This is a genomic window from Propionigenium maris DSM 9537 (assembly GCF_027925155.1).
In the GTDB taxonomy this organism is placed as follows: Bacteria; Fusobacteriota; Fusobacteriia; order Fusobacteriales; family Fusobacteriaceae; genus Propionigenium; species Propionigenium maris.
This window is the reverse complement of record NZ_BSDY01000006.1, coordinates 86,943-104,646: the sequence shown is the minus strand read 5'-3', so window position 1 is coordinate 104,646 and position 17,704 is coordinate 86,943. Positions and strand designations below refer to the sequence as shown.

At 36.7% G+C, this 17,704-nt stretch carries 16 protein-coding genes and 1 pseudogene; 5 read left to right on the top strand and 12 right to left on the bottom strand.

Translation table 11 applies throughout. From position 1 onward, the window contains the following. Positions 1-252: 252 nt before the first annotated feature. From QMG11_RS07780 to QMG11_RS07750, 7 genes are all read right to left on the bottom strand, one after another. A complete protein-coding gene (locus QMG11_RS07780; RefSeq protein WP_281834906.1) occupies positions 253-1,260 on the bottom strand; it encodes a BMP family lipoprotein in 1,008 nt (335 codons plus the stop codon). A 127-nt stretch (positions 1,261-1,387) separates the two neighbouring features. Continuing rightward, positions 1,388-2,776, bottom strand: a complete 1,389-nt coding sequence (locus QMG11_RS07775; RefSeq protein ID WP_281834905.1) for a sensor histidine kinase — start codon at positions 2,774-2,776, stop codon at positions 1,388-1,390. Continuing rightward, complete coding sequence (locus tag QMG11_RS07770; protein ID WP_281834904.1) at positions 2,777-3,430, bottom strand: response regulator transcription factor; 654 nt, start codon at positions 3,428-3,430, stop codon at positions 2,777-2,779. A gap of 224 nt (positions 3,431-3,654) precedes the next feature. Beyond that, positions 3,655-3,954: a metal-sensitive transcriptional regulator gene (locus tag QMG11_RS07765; protein ID WP_281834903.1), complete on the bottom strand. Its 300-nt coding sequence runs from the start codon at positions 3,952-3,954 to the stop codon at positions 3,655-3,657. 35 nt (positions 3,955-3,989) lie between these two features. Further along, complete coding sequence (locus QMG11_RS07760) at positions 3,990-6,476, bottom strand: heavy metal translocating P-type ATPase (RefSeq protein ID WP_281834902.1); 2,487 nt, start codon at positions 6,474-6,476, stop codon at positions 3,990-3,992. Positions 6,477-6,894: 418 nt separating this feature from the next. After that, positions 6,895-7,227: a hypothetical protein gene (locus QMG11_RS07755; RefSeq protein WP_281834901.1), complete on the bottom strand. Its 333-nt coding sequence runs from the start codon at positions 7,225-7,227 to the stop codon at positions 6,895-6,897. A 672-nt stretch (positions 7,228-7,899) separates the two neighbouring features. After that, positions 7,900-8,028 (bottom strand): hypothetical protein, encoded by a 129-nt coding sequence (locus tag QMG11_RS07750; protein ID WP_281834900.1) that lies wholly within the window; start codon positions 8,026-8,028, stop codon positions 7,900-7,902. Positions 8,029-8,140: 112 nt separating this feature from the next. Between QMG11_RS07750 and QMG11_RS07745 the strand changes: the two are divergent. Then, positions 8,141-8,395 (top strand): annotated as a pseudogene (locus QMG11_RS07745) (integrase core domain-containing protein); the annotation flags it as partial. A gap of 128 nt (positions 8,396-8,523) precedes the next feature. Here QMG11_RS07745 and QMG11_RS07740 read toward each other — a convergent pair. The 3 genes from QMG11_RS07740 to QMG11_RS07730 all read right to left on the bottom strand — a co-directional run bounded on the left by QMG11_RS07740 (position 8,524) and on the right by QMG11_RS07730 (position 11,413). Continuing rightward, positions 8,524-9,516 (bottom strand): YeiH family protein, encoded by a 993-nt coding sequence (locus QMG11_RS07740; protein ID WP_281834897.1) that lies wholly within the window; start codon positions 9,514-9,516, stop codon positions 8,524-8,526. A gap of 283 nt (positions 9,517-9,799) precedes the next feature. Beyond that, the gene (locus QMG11_RS07735; RefSeq protein ID WP_281834895.1) at positions 9,800-9,985 is read right to left on the bottom strand and encodes a hypothetical protein; all 186 of its coding nucleotides are present in this window, start codon (positions 9,983-9,985) and stop codon (positions 9,800-9,802) included. A 45-nt stretch (positions 9,986-10,030) separates the two neighbouring features. Further along, complete coding sequence (locus QMG11_RS07730; RefSeq protein ID WP_281834893.1) at positions 10,031-11,413, bottom strand: BglG family transcription antiterminator; 1,383 nt, start codon at positions 11,411-11,413, stop codon at positions 10,031-10,033. Positions 11,414-11,641: 228 nt separating this feature from the next. Here QMG11_RS07730 and cuyA point away from each other — a divergent pair, with 228 nt between their 5' ends. The 4 genes from cuyA to QMG11_RS07710 all read left to right on the top strand — a co-directional run bounded on the left by cuyA (position 11,642) and on the right by QMG11_RS07710 (position 15,394). Continuing rightward, on the top strand, positions 11,642-12,652 hold the full coding sequence (cuyA, locus tag QMG11_RS07725) for a D-cysteate sulfo-lyase (protein ID WP_281834891.1): 1,011 nt from the start codon (positions 11,642-11,644) through the stop codon (positions 12,650-12,652). 281 nt (positions 12,653-12,933) lie between these two features. Next, the gene (locus QMG11_RS07720) at positions 12,934-13,317 is read left to right on the top strand and encodes a RidA family protein (RefSeq protein ID WP_281834890.1); all 384 of its coding nucleotides are present in this window, start codon (positions 12,934-12,936) and stop codon (positions 13,315-13,317) included. A gap of 155 nt (positions 13,318-13,472) precedes the next feature. After that, a complete protein-coding gene (locus QMG11_RS07715; RefSeq protein WP_281834889.1) occupies positions 13,473-14,186 on the top strand; it encodes a sulfite exporter TauE/SafE family protein in 714 nt (237 codons plus the stop codon). A gap of 20 nt (positions 14,187-14,206) precedes the next feature. Then, positions 14,207-15,394 (top strand): hypothetical protein, encoded by a 1,188-nt coding sequence (locus tag QMG11_RS07710; protein WP_281834888.1) that lies wholly within the window; start codon positions 14,207-14,209, stop codon positions 15,392-15,394. Positions 15,395-15,862: 468 nt separating this feature from the next. On the opposite strand, the gene hflC is transcribed toward QMG11_RS07710, so the two are convergent. Next, on the bottom strand, positions 15,863-16,720 hold the full coding sequence (hflC, locus tag QMG11_RS07705; RefSeq protein WP_281834887.1) for a protease modulator HflC: 858 nt from the start codon (positions 16,718-16,720) through the stop codon (positions 15,863-15,865). Then, positions 16,704-17,687, bottom strand: a complete 984-nt coding sequence (gene hflK, locus QMG11_RS07700) for an FtsH protease activity modulator HflK (protein ID WP_281834886.1) — start codon at positions 17,685-17,687, stop codon at positions 16,704-16,706. Before hflK ends, hflC begins: the two co-directional genes overlap by 17 nt. Positions 17,688-17,704 lie beyond the last annotated feature (17 nt).

The following is a 17,704-nucleotide window of genomic DNA, read 5'->3' as shown; positions in this document are numbered from 1 at the left end:
AAAAAAGGTGAGACATAGATACTGGAAACCCAAGACTTAACTTCTTACCCATACTTAAAAACATCTACTCTCTCCTCCCTTCCTCTGTCAAAACTCCAAATATTATATCAAAAAAAATGAAATCTATCAATGATGAAACTCTTATTCCTCTCTTTTATTTCATTTTTATAATATTTTTTCCATTTTTTTATCTAGATATCTTAAACTAAGGTAATAAAAAAGGGACACCTGAAGGTGCCCCATTGGATCAAATTAATTTAACTTAGAGATCTCATCCTTTACAGAGATTTCCTTGTTTATTAGCATCTGCTTGATCTCCTCTAACTTTGCAAGCTTCTCCTCACCGATCTTCTCCTTTGTGTAAGTAAGCTCAGTGATTCCAACTCCGTCGTTAGCTACATCAAACATTCTTGTTCCACCTTCAAACTCTCCTGCCTGAAGGTCCTTGATTACAGCTATAATAGCGTTATCAAGCTTCTTAAGCATAGAAGTAAGTACTAGTCCTGGCTCAAGGTAATCCTGGTCTGAGTCTACTCCAACTGCATAGAAGTTTCTCTCTCTAGCTGCTTCAAATAGCCCGTTTCCGCTTCCTGCTGCTGCATGGTAGATTACATCGATACCATTGTCATTCATTGAAAGAGCTATCTCCTTACCCTTTGCTGGGTCGTTAAATGGACTGTTTCCTCCTACAAAAGCCTGAACAATCTCGATATCGTTGTTTACATATCTTGCTCCAGCAAGGAATCCGTTTCCAAACTCTCTGATTGGCGGTACATCCATTCCACCTATAAATCCTACTTTTTGATTTTCAGACATCATTGCTGCAAGAGCTCCTGCTAGGAATGATCCTTCCTCTGTATTGAATACAGCACCAATTGCATTAGGTGCCTCTACTGGCATATCTACTAGCATAAACTTTGAGTCTGGGTAGTCAGCTGCTACCTTCTCCATAGCATCTGCCATCTGGAACCCTATTCCTATTGTTAAATCATAATTATTTTCAGCAAACTCACCTAAGAACCCTTCAAACTCACTTACGCTTGCAGGCTCTACATATTTAAACTCAATCCCTAATTCCTCTTGTGCTCTCTGCATTCCTGCATAAGCAAGGTCATTGAACGACTTATCTCCAAGTCCACCTGTTGAAAGAACTAAACCAACCTTTAACTTTCCTTCCTCTGTAGAAGCTTCCTTCTTCTCTCCACAAGCTGTCAGAAGTAGTGTTAATATCATACCTAAAACTAAAAGTACCTTCTTCATTAAATTTGTCCTCCTTATTTACTAACTGCCTCATTAAGTGCTAGTATCTCATAATTTACGCCCAAACTTTCAGAAGTATATCACTTTTTAAGTGTTTTGTAAAGGGTTACTTCCCACATTTCTTAAACTAAAGGGTGTCCAGTGTAAAGAAAAACTCCACAAGATCCCCCTCCAGCCTCACTCCATACTCACTTCCATGCTTCTCTAGTATCCCCTTTACAATGGCTAGTCCAAGTCCCGTTCCCTCGCTGCTTCTGGCCTTGTCTCCTCTGTAAAATGGTGTCCATATCTCTTTTAGGTCCTCCTCTGCAAGGTTGTCACAGGTATTTTTCACCCTTACCATCACCTTGTCATGTTTTTCCTCTATGTCCACCTCTATCCTTCCATTGGTTTTAGCGTACTTGAAGGCATTTCCTATGAGGTTTTCTAGCACCCTTCCCACATACTTTGAGTCTCCCTTGGCAGGAATATCCCTCTCTGGATAGGATACCCTGTAGTTTTCAAAGTCATAGGAATACTTGTCCATTATCCTTCTTACCATCATTCCCACATTTATATCATTCATCTGAATCTGTAGATATCCTGCTTCGATCTGAGAGATAAGGAGGAGTTCCTTTACAAGGGAGTCTATCTTCTTGCTTTCCTCAACTATTACCTCACAGTAAAAGTCCCTGTTTTCCTCTGAAGCTATCCCCTCCTGGAGCCCCTGGGCATAACCCTGGATTATGGCTATAGGGGTTTTCAACTCATGACTTACACTGGCCACAAACTCCTTCCTCAGGTTTTCCAGCTTCTTTTCATGCTCTATATCCTTCTTGAGCTTATCATTGGCTCTGTTCAGCTCAAAGATTACTCCCTCCAGCATATCTCCCATCTTATTAACACTGTTTCCCAGCTCTCCCAGCTCATCCATTCTCTTCTCTGTAAACTTCTTATTGAAGTTGAGCTCAGCAATATCCTTAGTTATCTCCTTGAGGCGGATAATGGGGTCTGTTATCTTTTTACTGAAGAGAAGGGATAGCAGTATTCCAAATACCATTACAAAGGCTATAAGTCTCATATAGTAGCTGCTGGAGATGGAAACCGCCTCTCTGATAGAGCTTATGGGAGTCCTTATCTCTAAGAGACTTCCCTCTGAGTACCCCTTGTAGAGGATGAGGTACTCACCCATATAGGTTTGCAGCCTTACCCGCTCCACCACAGCTTCTCCAGAGGTAATTTTTTTCATCACTCCGTCCCTCTTAAACTTCTCTATAAAACCATCGTCCAGGTCTTCGTAGAGGTTCTCTGCACTGAGGGGTTTTATATATACAGTTACATTTTCCTCCCTCTCCAGCTCATCCAGGTCTATTATATACTTTGGATTTATAACTATCTCAGATATGGATTTCAAGCTCTTTATCTTGCTTTCCACATAAAACTTTTCCAGGTAGAACTCACTTATAATATATATTCCGCCGCCTATGAGGATTATAACACTGAATATCATGAAAAAAAGCTTTTCCCTTATCCTCATCTACTCCTCCTCAAATCTATACCCGAATCCTCTAATGGTGTGGATATAGGTATCCCCCACCTTCTTTCTTAGCCTCTTCACATGGGTATCCACAGTTCTCACATCTCCAAAGTAGTCCCACCCCCACACAGAGTTGAGGATCTTTTCCCTGGAGAGGGCCAGCCCCTTGTTCTGAACGAAGTAGAGGAGGAGATCAAATTCCTTGGGAGTGAGGTCTAGGTTTTCCCCCTCGAGCATAACCCTTCTTACCCCCTCATCTACCACTATCCCCTTGGTAACAACCTTATCCGGCTTCCCGCTTCTTCTGAAGATCGACTTTATCCTGGCAATAAGCACCTGGGGATTGAAGGGCTTAGTTATATATTCATCTGCTTCCAGCTGGAACCCAAATAGTTCATCGCTGTCCTCACTTCTGGCTGTAAGCATAATTATTGGAATCCCCGAGCTCTCCCTTACCTTTCGGCAGACACTCCATCCATCCATCTTAGGGAGCATAATATCCAGAACCATCAGGTCATAATCTGTTTCACAGAACTTTTCATATCCCTCCTGGCCGTCACCTGCTTCATCCACATGATATCCCTCTCTCACAAGGTAGTCCCTTATGAGCCTTCTCATCTTCCATTCATCTTCTATAATCAATATTTTTTTCATAGGATCTCCTCTTTTTCCTCTACATAAAAAGAGTCCCTTTAGGACTCCTTCTACTTATTTCTTATCTTTGCTGTTTTAAGTGATTTTTCATACCTCTTGTAGATGAAAAAACTAAATACCGATGTCATCCCCATTCCTAAGATCAATTGTAGCATAAAAACCACCTCCACTATCTATCTTGCTATAGGAATATTATACCCTATTTTTTTGTCAGGACTGTGTCATTATTTCAAAAGTTTATTTATTGTATAGAGAAGTTCGTCTACCACCTCATCCCTTCCCTCTCTTATCTGTTCTGCAACACAACTCTTCATATGTGCCTCTAAAAGGGACTTCCCCACTCCATTTAGAGCTGACTTTGCTGAGGATATCTGATTTAATACATCATCGCAATATACATCCTCATCTATCATCCTCTGGATGGCTTTTACCTGCCCCTCTATCCTGTTTAGTCTACCTCTAAGCCTTCTCTTAAACTCTTCTGTGTGATGAGCGTTTTTCTGGCAGCAACTCTTATCCTCCATTGTTATCTCTCCTCTTTTCACTGTTCTCATATAGGTTATACCCTTGATCTGAATCTCTTAAGTCTTAAAGCATTGGTTACCACAGATACCGAACTCATTGCCATGGCTCCCCCTGCTATCATAGGATCCAGAAGGTGTCCCGTTATCAGGTAGAGTCCCCCAGCAGCTATTGGTATCCCCAATGTATTGTATGCAAAGGCCCAGAACAGGTTCTGCTTTATATTTCTCATTGTAGCATGACTGAGCTCAATAGCTCTGGCCACATCTGTTATATCATTTTTCATAAGCACCACTTCAGCACTCTCTATAGCTATATCGGTACCATTTCCAATGGCCACCCCTATATCTGCCTGGGCTAGAGCTGGGGCATCATTTATTCCGTCCCCTACCATTATAACTCTGCTTCCCTCTTCCTGGAGCCTCTTTACCTCTACTGCCTTCCCCTCTGGAAGTACCTCTGCCAGTACCTCATCTATTCCTGCCTTTCTGGCTATTGCATGGGCTGTCTTACTATTATCACCAGTTATCATCGCTACTCTCAGTCCCATCCCTTTTAATACTTTTACTGCTTCTATGGAATTTTCCTTTAGGGTATCTGCTATTCCCACCACTCCGGCAAACTGACCGTCTATTACAACCATTACAGGGGTCTTCCCCTCATCTGCTAAAGCGTGTATCTCATCTATAAGCTCTGCCCCTACCTTCATATCCTCCAGAAGCCTTATATTTCCAGCAGCTACTCTTCTTCCGGCTACTCTTCCCTCTATTCCCTTACCGGTTATAGAGTGGAACTCCTCTACAGGAAGAACTGCTTTCCCCTTCTCCTTCAGGTGCTCCACAACTGCTTCTCCTAGAGGGTGTTCCGAGTGTCCCTCCAGACTTCCCAGGAGCTGTATCATCTCACCCTCATCTATATTATGAGAAAGAACATCTGTTACCACTGGTTTTCCCTCGGTGATAGTCCCTGTCTTATCGAAGACTACTATATCTCCCCTGTGGGTCATCTCCAGAGCCTCTCCTCCCTTTATGAGGATTCCCATCTCAGCTCCCCTTCCGGTTCCAACCATAATTGCTGTAGGTGTAGCAAGCCCCAGAGAACATGGGCAGGCTATTACAAGAACCGATATTAATATAGTCAGGGCAAAGACAGCTGGAGTTTCATGGAGGTCCACCATTCCTTTACTTCCCAGGTAGTACCAGATAGCAGATGATACAAGGGCTATTCCCATTACCACAGGTACAAAGTAACCTGATATTATATCCGCCATCTTGGCTATTGGAGCCTTGGATCCCTGAGCATCCTCCACAAGTCTTATTATCTTGGCAAGGGCTGTATCCTCTCCAGTGGCTGTAACCTCTATATCTATACTTCCCTGCATATTGATGCTTGCTCCCACCACTGAATCTCCGATGCCTTTGGACACCGGCATACTCTCTCCAGTGAGCATAGCCTCATCCACACTGCTCCTTCCCCTTACTACCACTCCGTCCACTGGGACTCTCTCTCCTGGTTTTACAAGAAGAAGGTCTCCCCTCTCCACCTCGTCTATCCCAACTACTACTATTTTTTCTCCTCTTTTGAGGTTGGCAGTTACTGGCTGAAGATCCATGAGCTTCCTTATGGCTTCAGAGGTTCTTCCCTTACTTACCTCCTCCAGATATTTACCCAGCTTTATGAGGGCCAGGATTACAACAGCCGATTCAAAGTAGAGTAGGTGCACATAGGAGAGGTCTCCATCTACTATCCTGTATGTTCCATAGAGGCTGTATAAAAAGGCAGCCCCCGTTCCCAGTGCCACAAGGGAATCCATATTTGGTGCTCTCTTAATGAGACTTCTTATCCCCCTTGTGTAAAAATCCCTGCACAGGTATAGTACCGGTATGGTCAGTGCCATCTGAAATACTGCGAAGGATACTCCATTGTAGTCGGGGTTTATAGCTCCTGGTACCCACATCCCCATCATATGTCCCATGGAAACATAGAACACTGGAATAGACAGGAGCATTACCCATACAAACTTTCTCCACTCCCCTGCAAGGGCTCTTCTCTTTTCATCGAAGACTTCAGCAGTGGATACCCTCTCCTCCACTATATAAAATCCCAGGTTTTCTATCTCCTCCTTTATCTCGGAGAACTTAATTACTGACTTATCATATTCCAGAGTCACCCTTTCAGTGGCAAGGTTTACCTCTACCCTTTCAACTCCCTCTAGCTTTCCGATATTGGTTTCAACCTTTCTCACACAGGACTGACAGCTCAGCCCCTTGATCCCTGCAGTTTTTTCCTCTAGACTTCCCCTTTTTTCCTCAGACAGGATCTCCTCCCCCTGAAATCCCAGATTCTCCACCACGGCTATAATCTCTTCCGAGGGAACTCTTGCCTCATCTGCCCTTACAGTGAGAAGTTCCATTATAAGATTTACCCCCGCAGACTCCACCCCATTCATCTGTCCTATTCCGCTCTCTATCTTCCTTACACAGGACTGGCAACCCATTCCTGTGATCTTAAACTTTCTTTCCATCCTCTGCCTCCCTTTACACAGATCTATAATCTATCTTCCTTTTTCAAAATATACCCCCATACCCTATATTTTGATTCTATCACCGCTTTCCCTACTTGTCAACTAAAGAAATAAAAAAAGAAGCCAGAGGCTTCTCTCAATTTAATAATTATTCGTTACTTCTGTCTTGATACAGAAGTAACCAAGAAATCAAGACCCGTTGAAAATATCTATTCCATTCTAGATAAAATCTGAAAAAATCGTAACTCACTTCGTTCAGACAAACGAATATTTTTCTAAATTTTATTTTAGAACTCCATTGACGATATTTTCAAATGGTCGATATTTAAAAACTACAGCAACAAATATCTATTTGTTTCTATAAAATAAAAAGCACACTACTTTAAAATAGCGTGCTTAAAAAAATATAATTAATAACTTATTCTAATAAAAATGTCTTTAATAAATTAAATCGATATATGCAAGTAAAACTTATGATAATTTGAGCAACATAATACATTTTATGATGTATTTCTCCGCTTTTTAAAAGGTGTTTTGCTCTGAAAATTTCAAAATTATCAATTAACGTTCTTCTCCATTTTAGATAAACAAATATATATAATAACGTTGTAATCGGAAAACCAATAAAAATACCAAATACTCCAATTATAGAGAAATGCCAAATAAGTTTCTCTATAAATCCAATTATTAATATAAATAATAAAAAGGTTAAGTATAATTTAGATAATATTTTTATTGATGAAATTTTCATTTATTAACCACCTTTATTTTACTAAATTTTTATTTAGTCTTCCTAATAAATATCTCATTTTTTTATAAATAAAGCACATTATTTGATTTTCAATGTCTATAAGAACAAATTTTTATTTTATCCTATCTTTCTCTAATTTTTTTATTAACTGCGTTATAGTTGCCACTTGTTAACTTAAAAAAAGCACCTATTATGACTTCAATCCTTTTTTCTTTTGAGGAGTTTAATGATACTGAGAACCATATTTCTGTAGGCGGTTTTGTTAAAGCTACCAAGGATTCTCTGGGGTTGGATAGGAACAAACTATTCCAAGAGATAAGGTTTAATGGTATTCTTAATCATCAAAATAAATTTTATCACTGCTATATCAAATCTGGATACTTCAAGTAATTATAAGGGATATCAATGGCAAGATAGTGTCTCAGTTTATGTTTATTTAAAAGATGGGATTTAGTTACTGGCAAAGATGAAGAACGTAGGGATATAGAAAAAGCACATAGGATTGATTCCTATGTGTTCCTTATACTGCAAATTCTTACAGCAATAAATCTCCTATCACTAAGTGTAATTGCTCTGAGTAATACATATCTTTAAGAAATATTTCCTTACTAAGATTTTTTTCAATATTGTATTTTTTAAGTATTTTTGGCAAAAGAAAAAAATTTCAACTAATTATAAAGCTATTATTATCATCTCTTTCAGCTTCTCTTGTCTTATTTTCTCCAGTCTTTTCGATATACTTAATGACTTCTTTTTACTGATCTTCTTTACTTGCTCTCCTGATTGATTATATCTATTCATTTTATTTACCTCCGATTATTGTCTGGTGAGAAGAGAAGAAAACTTCTCTTCCCACTTATTTTCTATTTCTACTTCTATGCTGCTTCGCTTTCCTTGACTTCATCTACTTCTACTTCATCCTGATTGCCTGATTCATTCGGATTAGGGATTTCACTACACGAATCCTAGGTTTCAAAAGTTGCTTAAAGAAAATGGAATCAGCCAGTCTATGTCGCGTAAGGGGAATTACTGGGATAATGCTCCCATGGAATCATTTTTTGGTCATATGAAGGAGGACTTGGGTTTAAAACCATTAAAAACACTAGATCAAGTTAAGAGGGAGATAAATAAGTATATGAAATATTACAATCACCATAGGTATCAATGAAACTTAAAAAAGATGACTCCTGTTCAATACAGAAATCATCTTTTAACACAAGCGGCCTAGCCATACCTTTTTTAATGTGTCCTTGACAAAGGGTACAGTTTAAAGTAGTTGTCTTTTTTATTAATTTATTATTTGAATAGTAAAAAGATAAAGGTTAATGAAACTAAGATCTGTATAGCAACAATTCCAATACCAGCCATTAGTGCTTTAGGACCCTCTTGTAAAAGTTTTGATACTTGAATCCTCATTCCAATACCAGCCATGGATATTAACATAAGCCACTTACTAGAAATCTTTAAGATGGAAATAATGCCAGATGAAAGAAATTCAAAGTGTGTTAATATACTAAGGATGAAAAATACTATTATAAAAGTAGGAACAGGGAATTTTTTCTTGGTATCTTTACCTTCACTTGATTTGTTAAGTGAAAGAGAAAAAACTGTAACAACAATTCCTAAAAATGCTACTCTAATCATCTTAAATAACATAGCTATGGTTTGCACTTCTAAGTTAACCATTCCAGAACTAGCTGCAACTTGTCCAACAGATTGAAGAGTTCCACCAATAAGAATTCCAGTCTTTACATCATCAAAGTGAAGAACTCTAACTGCTAAAACAGGTAGAAGGAACATAAAGATAGTTCCCATTAGATTAACAATAGCCACAGATATTCCTACTTCATCCTCGTGAGCATCCACAACTGGAGAGGTAGCAGCAATAGCTGAAGATCCACAAACAGCGTTTCCAGCTCCCATTAAAAAGGAAAACTCTTTAGAAAATCCAAGCTTTCTACACAAAAGGATGGCAAGAGAAATAACAAGAAACATTGTAATAGCAACATATCCAATTCCCTTTGCACCAATACTAGTTACCTGACTCAACTTTAGTGTTACTCCCATAAACATTATTGAGATAGGAAGTAATTTCTTTTCTGCAAAAACAGCTCCCTTGAGATGATTTTGATCTCCCTTTATAAGGTTTCCCACAACAATACCAATGACAATTGATATACAAGTACTACCAAGGGAAGGAGCTAAAAATACAAGATTTTTAGCAGCAATAGCAATTAAACAGCAAATAATAAGACCTTTAGTTTCTTTTCGTGATAATATTTTTTTCATAGCATCTCCTAATTTATTAATGTTATTGGTCTAGAATAACATAGGATGATTTCCTAGTGAAGACAGAGGATTTTTTAGAAGGAAGTAATACTTCTGAAAAACATGGAAAAAACTAAGTTTTAAAAACCTAAGAGGCTAATAGTTTTAACTTTTAATAAAAAAGTATAAAAAAGTTAACTCTTTTATTTTTTTAAAAATTTGTTAAAATAATAAATTAAACAAAAAAGTCAGATTAAATCTGACTTTTTAAATAGTTTTATATGGTATAAAGATATTTAACCACTTATTTAAATAAAGCTAGAATCCTTTTGAATGAAGCAATAATATTAAGAAGAATCATAATAAAACCTAAAGTTTTAGCTTCATCAGATGGAATTCCTATAAATAATGAAAAATAATATGTTAAAAAAAATGCACATAGAAATAAATTTATAAATCTTAATGATTCATTTAATATTTTTACCTTCATAAAACCACCTCATAGTTATTTTACAAGGATAGTTGTGAAGAACCTTTATTTTTTTAAACACCCTAAGCTCTCAAGTCTTTCAATATCTACTCTTGAAAGAAAGGGAGCCACTTTAATATTTGAATTTTTACTTTTAAATAGATCTATTGTATGGATGATGATATCTACTTCGTTAATATCTTGATTCTTATATTCGTAGAAGGAGAGATTCTCTACAATATCCACATAAAAGAGTGTTTTCAGCTTTTCTTCTAAGATTTTAGAAGCTCCAATTCCCTTGTTGCATACAATCAATATTTTTTTAGTTTTCTTTTTATTGGCTCTATTTATAGCAGATAAAAAGTGGTAGGAGATATAGATAAGGTCTCCTTGTTCAAACCTAACATTAAAGTTATTTTGGAATATTCTACTCTCTTGATCCACTGTTTTATATAAAAGAGAAAACTCTCTTTTGAAGGATTCAAAATCATCATTATTAACGGGGATATGATTATTTTTCTTAAAAAGTAAAGCTTGAATATGGTTATAAAGCCCCTTACGAAGTTTATCATCCTCCTCAAGAGATAGGCTTAAGTTTCTTTCTACATTTCGTATAAAGATGTCTAAGGAGTTTATAAAGATAAGATCTTTAGAGGACGAAACACGAATATTATTATAGATTAAATTATTTAGAAAAACTTCTATATAAAGGTCCTCTCCTTTTAGAATATCGGAATTTTTCATAAGTTTAGTAGTATAAATATTTTCTCCTTTAACCCTATGTTTAAACGGTGAAATAATAGAAGAAACATCTTCAGTGATAGTGTTTCCATATATGATTCTATAATACTGTATTGTCAAAAGGATTGAGATAATCTTACTTGTTTCAAAGGATGAGTTAATTCCCTTTAAAATATCCTCCATTAATAATTGTGCTTCTTTTAACAATACATTTTTTTCAAAGAAGTTATAGTTAGTCATGAAGTAATTCAGGAAAAAATTTCGAACCTTTTCCTCCTTACCTACTAATGAAAATCCCTTTCTGTGAACATACTTTAGATTAATTTTAAATATTTTTAAAATTGATTTAAGTTCTAAAAAGTCATTTTTTATACTACTCTTACTACAACTTAAATGCCTTTCCAACTCAACTTTTTTAACAAAATTATCCCTTAATAGAAACATAACGATAGAATTTAACCTGTGACTTTTAGAGAAGTTAATTCCATCAAAATCCCTTATTAGAGATTTGATGATATCCTCTTCAAACCTTATAAAGCCTAGATCATCGATGACTATTTGAGAATGTTTCATAAGACCTAAGATATAGTTAGTTTTTTTTATTTTGTATTTAATTCGCTGCTCACTTAGGTTTATGATATTTTGAACCAATACTTGCTTACCTTTTAGTTGTTTTAAAAATTCTATATCATTACTATTTATATTCATAATTTTTCATTATAAAATATTTTTCTATAAAATGAAAGGGGTATTTTTTTTTATAAATAAAATTAAAAGTTAAAAGGTTTAACCAGTAAGGCTTTATTTTTTTAAAATCAATAAAAAATGAATATTATTTCCAACAATAGTTTGCTTTTGGAAAGTTTTGAAAAAAAATAAAACAATGTTAAACTTCTGGTGTTAAGAAAAATATAAAAATTACTGTAGGAGGTAACAATGAATTTAGCAAAATATCCAAGAAGAAGATATACATCTTATAAGACGCCGATTGAACACTTAGAAAGGTTAAGTAAACTATTAGGTGGGCCAAATATCTATATGAAAAGAGATGATCTTTTAGGATTAGCAGGAGGAGGAAACAAAACTAGAAAACTTGAATTCTTAATGGCTGAAGCTTTAGAACAAGGTGCAGATACAATTATAACTTGCGGAGCTGTACAATCTAACCACTGTAGATTAACAATAGGTGCTGCAGTTAAGGAAGGACTTAAAGCTCAAATAATTATGGAAGAAAGAATAGAAGGCAGTTATGATCGTAATGCTACTGGAAATAACTTTATTTATCATCTACTAGGTGTAGAAGATGTACATGTAGTACCAGGTGGTTCAGATATGCCTAATGAGCTAGAAAAGCTTGCAGAAAAGTTAAGAGCTGAAGGAAGAAAACCTTATATAGTACAGGGTGGAGGAAGTAATGAACTTGGTTGCTTAGGTTATATCTCTTGTGCTCAAGAAATTAACGAGCAGTTATTCGAGATGGGATTAAACATAGATAAGATATGTTGTGTTTCAGGAAGCTCATCTATGCATGTTGGGTTATTAGTTGGAACAAAGGGATTAAATATGAATATTCCTATTCAAGGAGTATCAGTAGGTAAAAAAGAGCCAATCCAAGGTGATAAGGTTAAAGAACTTGCAGATAAAGTAACAGAAATATTTGGTATGCCTGAAATTTCAAGAGAAGAGATTGTAGTTGATGATAATTATATTGGAGAATCTTATGGTGCACCAACTAAAGAGATGGTGGAAGCAATTCAAATGGTAGCTAGAGAAGAGGGAATCATTTTAGATGCTGTTTATACAGGTAAGTTTATGGCTGCAATAATTGGTATGATAAGAGAAGGTAAGTTTAAGAAGGATGAAAATATACTTTTACTAAATTCAGGAAGTGGATATAATATTTTTTCATATGAAGATATATTAAAGGAAGAGGTTTACACAAAGTAAATGGTATTTCTACTGATGAGATGGTTGAAGGTATTTAACTATTAGCAAGAAGTGAAGGAATATTACTTTATAAAGGTAGATCATCAGCTCTATATGCTTTATAAATGAAGCTTAGAGTAAGTCCGAAGAGCTAGAGGGAGTAATGGATTTAGTAGTATAAAGATCTTAGAAATGAATTAAAACTTTTAATAACTAACTTAGCTTGTATAGGTTTATTATTGCTATAAATGCCTTTAAACTTATGCAAGTTAAGTTATATAAAAGGTAGGAGGAAAGATAATATGAATGAGGCAATTTTTACTGAAAATGCACCAGCAGCAGTGGGACCATATTCACAGGCCATGAGAGCAGGAGATATGATATTTGTATCTGGACAGATCCCATATGTACCATCAACAATGACTCTAGTATCAGAGGATATCAAGGAGCAGACAAGACAATCTCTAGAGAACGTAAAGGCGATCTTAGAGGAAGCAGGAGCATCATTAAACGATGTAGTAAAGGCAGGAGTATTTATAAAGGATATGAATGAGTTTGCAGCAATCAATGAGGTTTATGCAGAGTACTTTAGCGACAACAAGCCAGCAAGAGCTTGTGTAGAGGTAGCAAGATTACCACTAGACGTAAGAGTAGAGATAGACGTAGTAGCGTATGTTGGAAAGTAGCTTTTAATCAAGGGGAGCTACTCGTTTTATAAAAATCTATATAGAAGATATTAAATTTTTACAAGGCGAGTAACTATAAAAAAGCGTTTATAAATTAAAAAATAGGTCATTATACTATAAAAATTTCAAAAAAAAAGAGATACAAGGGGGGAAAAATGGAAGAGATATTAACATCAAATAATTTATTGTTTGGACTAGCTATCTATATAGCTAACATTATTCAGGGAATCACAGGTTTTGCAGGGTCGTTACTGGCGATGCCTCCATCGATACACCTACAGGGACTAGCAACATCAAAGGTAGCAGTTAATACATATGGACTAATAAGTTCAGCAATTATCTTTTCAAAAACATACAAAAATATGGACTGGAAGGAAGCTAAAAGAATAGTTGTAATCATGGGGGCAGGACTCTTAGGTGGAATACTAATCTCAAAGTTTTCATCACCAACTATCCTACTAAAGGTATATGCATTGTTTGTTATAGCAGTGGCTTTAAAGGAGATGTTTTATAAGGGTGAGTTAGACTTTAGTGACCAAGCTCTAATTATAGTTTTAATCGTTGCAGGTTTATTTCAGGGGATGTTTGTATCTGGAGGACCATTCCTTATAATATATGCAGCAAAGAAGTTTAAGGATAAGGATCAGATCAGAGGAAGTCTTTGCTTTGTATGGCTGTTTATGAATGGATCTTTAATGCTGAGTCAAATCCTTGGAGGAGAGTTTAATTCACACTCTCTATTAGTTACTTTAATAGGACTGCCAGGTGTATTCTTAGGTGTAGCAACTGGTGGATACCTTGCTAAGAGACTTTCAAGGGAGAAGTTCTTAAAGTTTGTATATGTATTAGGAACATCGTTACTAATCTAAAACTAGGGGGCCAATAAAATATGAATATAAAATTTAGTAGTGAAAAGGTAGGAAGAGTAGCTATAGCAGGTCACGTAGGGTGCGGACACTGTCATAGTCTAAACAATCAGGTACAGGATGATTCACCAGGTCTATCGGTGGTATTATCCTTATTTCAAAAAGCTACTGGAACAGATCTTACAATAGCAGATTTTAGGTTTGAAGGAGATAAGATCATCGCTGTACTTGAAAATGGTGGCGAAGGGTATGGTAGTGTAAAGAGGATATATACTCAGCAGGAGAAAGCTATAATTAAAAGGATGATCGGTAAGAAGGCTATCAATACTCATACAGTAGTGTTAGAGGAGTTTGGTAGGATATATGGTCAGGGAGTAATGGAAACTCCAGTAGCAGTACAAACTGCAATAGCCAACGCAGCTCTAAATAGCTTTAGCAGGAACTATCCAGAGAAGTTTATTTCAACAGTTGAAGATCTTGAGGGGAACTTTGGTAGTATTGTTGGAACTATCTTAGATATAAACGGAATACCTACAAGTGTACTGGGAACAGTTAACTGTACAGAGGGGGGAATTGGACCAAATGAAGATCTAGAAGGAAACTCCCCTAATCATTCTAAAAAAGAGATAATAGAGGCTTTAGGAATGGATAAGCTACCTACTTTAATAATAGAAGCAATGATCTATTCAGGGTTCTCTAAGGGACTTACAGAAACTACATTTTTTGTAAGAGGAGATGCAGAGGACGACAATCCATACGCAGTAGAGGCTGTAGTTGAAGCAGCTAAGGAATTAGGAATTACATGCAAGTTTCATGAAGGGGCTGCCAAAAGAGTCAAGGGTGCTTTAAAAGCTAATACTGAAAAGGTTGCAACCAAAATTATAGAACTAGGAGAAAAACTTAAAGTGGCTGATCTTTCAAGGGATAAGGTTCAGATTATATCTGAGCTAGCTAATGTTGTAAGTCAAGATTGTGGTGGAATAAGCTTTATGTCAAATACTCTACACGAAGAGATTGGTGGAGCAGGAATGATTAAAAGAACAGGTGCTGTTATTAATATAGTAGTAACAGAGGAGTATGAGGCTGAAAATCCTATTCCATACTTAACAGAAGAGCTTCTAGAGGATTATGTTAAATTAACAGTTGGAAGTGTTGAAAAATTAGCTGATAAAGCTGAAGTTGCAACAAACCATATAGTTAATGCTAATTAATATTTATAAAGTGTTTTAATAGAACTGAATACCTTGGATAAATTTATAAGGACCACCTATATTATAGGTGGTTTTTTATAGTAGAATGATTTGCATAAAGAAAAAATCAAATTTAAATAAAAAAGTATTTGGGTTAATGTCAGATGATATAATTTAATAGAAAGGTGTATTATCAGATGAAGTACACCACTTAAAATAAAAAATCCCTCATAAAAAAAACCCTGTAAAATGTAATCACCACAACAATATTTACAATATACTTGAAGGAAAAATAAATTTAATTGTAGATTCTCAAGAAATGAGCTATTTCAACTTCATAGTACCCCTTCAGATGTTATTCGAGTATATCTTAACAGATTTAGGTATGGGAGCTAATAAAGAGTCAAAACAAAGGATAAGTAAAATAAATTCTCTTATAGAAGAAAAGAAAAAATAAAATCTAAAAAAAAAGCCGACATAGTCGGCTTTTTAATCTGGTTTATTTAGGTATTTCCATAGTTCAGAGTCTGTAGAAAGAAGGACCTTGGTCTTCCCGTCTCCTCCAAGGATCTCATCATAAGCTGTGAGGGTTCTTGTAAACCTGTAAAATTCAGGGTCTCTGTTGTAGGCGTCTGCATATATCCTTACAGCTTCACCATCTCCCTCTCCCTTTATCCTCTCAGCCTTCTCATAGGCTTCAGCCAGGATTATGGTCTTATTCTTTTCAGCTTCAGATACTATCTCAAGGGCTTTCTCCTGCCCCTCAGCACGATACTTCTTTGCCTGCTGATGTCTCTCTGCTTCCATCCGCTTATATACATTTTCCTCATTCTGCTTTGGAAGATCCGCCCTCTTTATCCTTACGTCCGCTATCTCTATTCCCAGTTTTCTCACCTTTTCGGCACTCTCCCGGGTAACTATCTCCATAATCTCATCTCTCTTAATGGCAATTATTTCAAGGAGGGTGTACTGTCCCAGCCTCTCCCTTACCTCGGAATAGATTATATCGTCAAGCCGTGCCTGAGCTCCCCGTTCATCGTGAACCGTCTGAAGAAATAGAAGGGGATCTACTATCCTCCACCTTGCATAGTTGTCTATTACTATATTCTTCTTATCCCTGGTTATGAGCTCCTTAGGTTCCGAATCATACTCAAGAAGCCTCTTATCAAAGTATTCTACCCTGTCTATAAATGGAACCTTCACCTTTAAACCACTGGTCTCTATAGGGTCACCAACTGGTTTCCCCAGCCTTATAACTACAGCTCTTTCCATCTCAGTCACTGTAAATAAGGAGGTATAGGCTACTATCGCTACCAGTATCAGTATAGAGCTAATTACTTTTTTCATTGGCTCTCACCTCCCCCTGGATAAGGTTTAAAACTCCACTCTTCACTTCACTATCTATTATTACCTTGTCTGTATTCTTAAGGTTTTTCTCTAAATTTTCCAGGTAGAGTCTCGTTTTAGTTACTTCCTCTCCCAGTTTATAGTTTTCATAGAGCTTTAGGAATCTTGCCACGTCTCCATTGGCTTCCCTGATCCTTCTTTCCTTATAGGCTAGGGCTTCATTCACAGCCTTTTTGGCCTGACCTCTGGCCTTTGGTATTACATCATTGGCATATCCATTGGCTTCATTTATATACCTTATCCTGTCCTCCCTGGCACTGGCCACATCCTTAAATGCCTGCAGTACAGGTTTAGGAGGCTGTACATCCTGCAGCTGCACATTGAGAACCTGTATACCTATCCCGTAGATATCCAATATCTCCTGCAGCTTCTCCTTGGTGAGGATCTGTATATTACTCTTTCCCTCAGTCAGACTTTCATCTATCTCAAACATCCCCACTACCTGACGCATACTTGCCTCAGCAGCTGATATTATGGTACTTCCGGGATTTTTTACCTTAAAGAGATAGTCTCTCAGGTTTACTATCTTGTACTGCACACTGAAATCCAGATCGATTATATTCTCATCCCCTGTTAGCATCAGGGATTCCTTGGAAATATCCTGATACTTGGCTGGAGGACCTATATCTACCGTTCTGAATCCTACCTCTACTCTGTATACCTTGGTCGTCTTTACCTTTATCCTTCTTCCCACAGGCCTTGGAAAATACCAGTGTATTCCAGGTCCCACAGTTTTTTCATACTTACCAAAGAGAAGCAATACCGCTTCCTGATCTGGCCCAACCTGAAATATCCCTGTAAGAAGATAGATTACAAGGATTGGCAGAAGGGTTATCTTCCTAAAAAATCTCAGATGGTGATTGATAAATTCCTTTAGATCTTCAACTGTATACATGTCATTGGCCATAGTACAATACCTCCTAG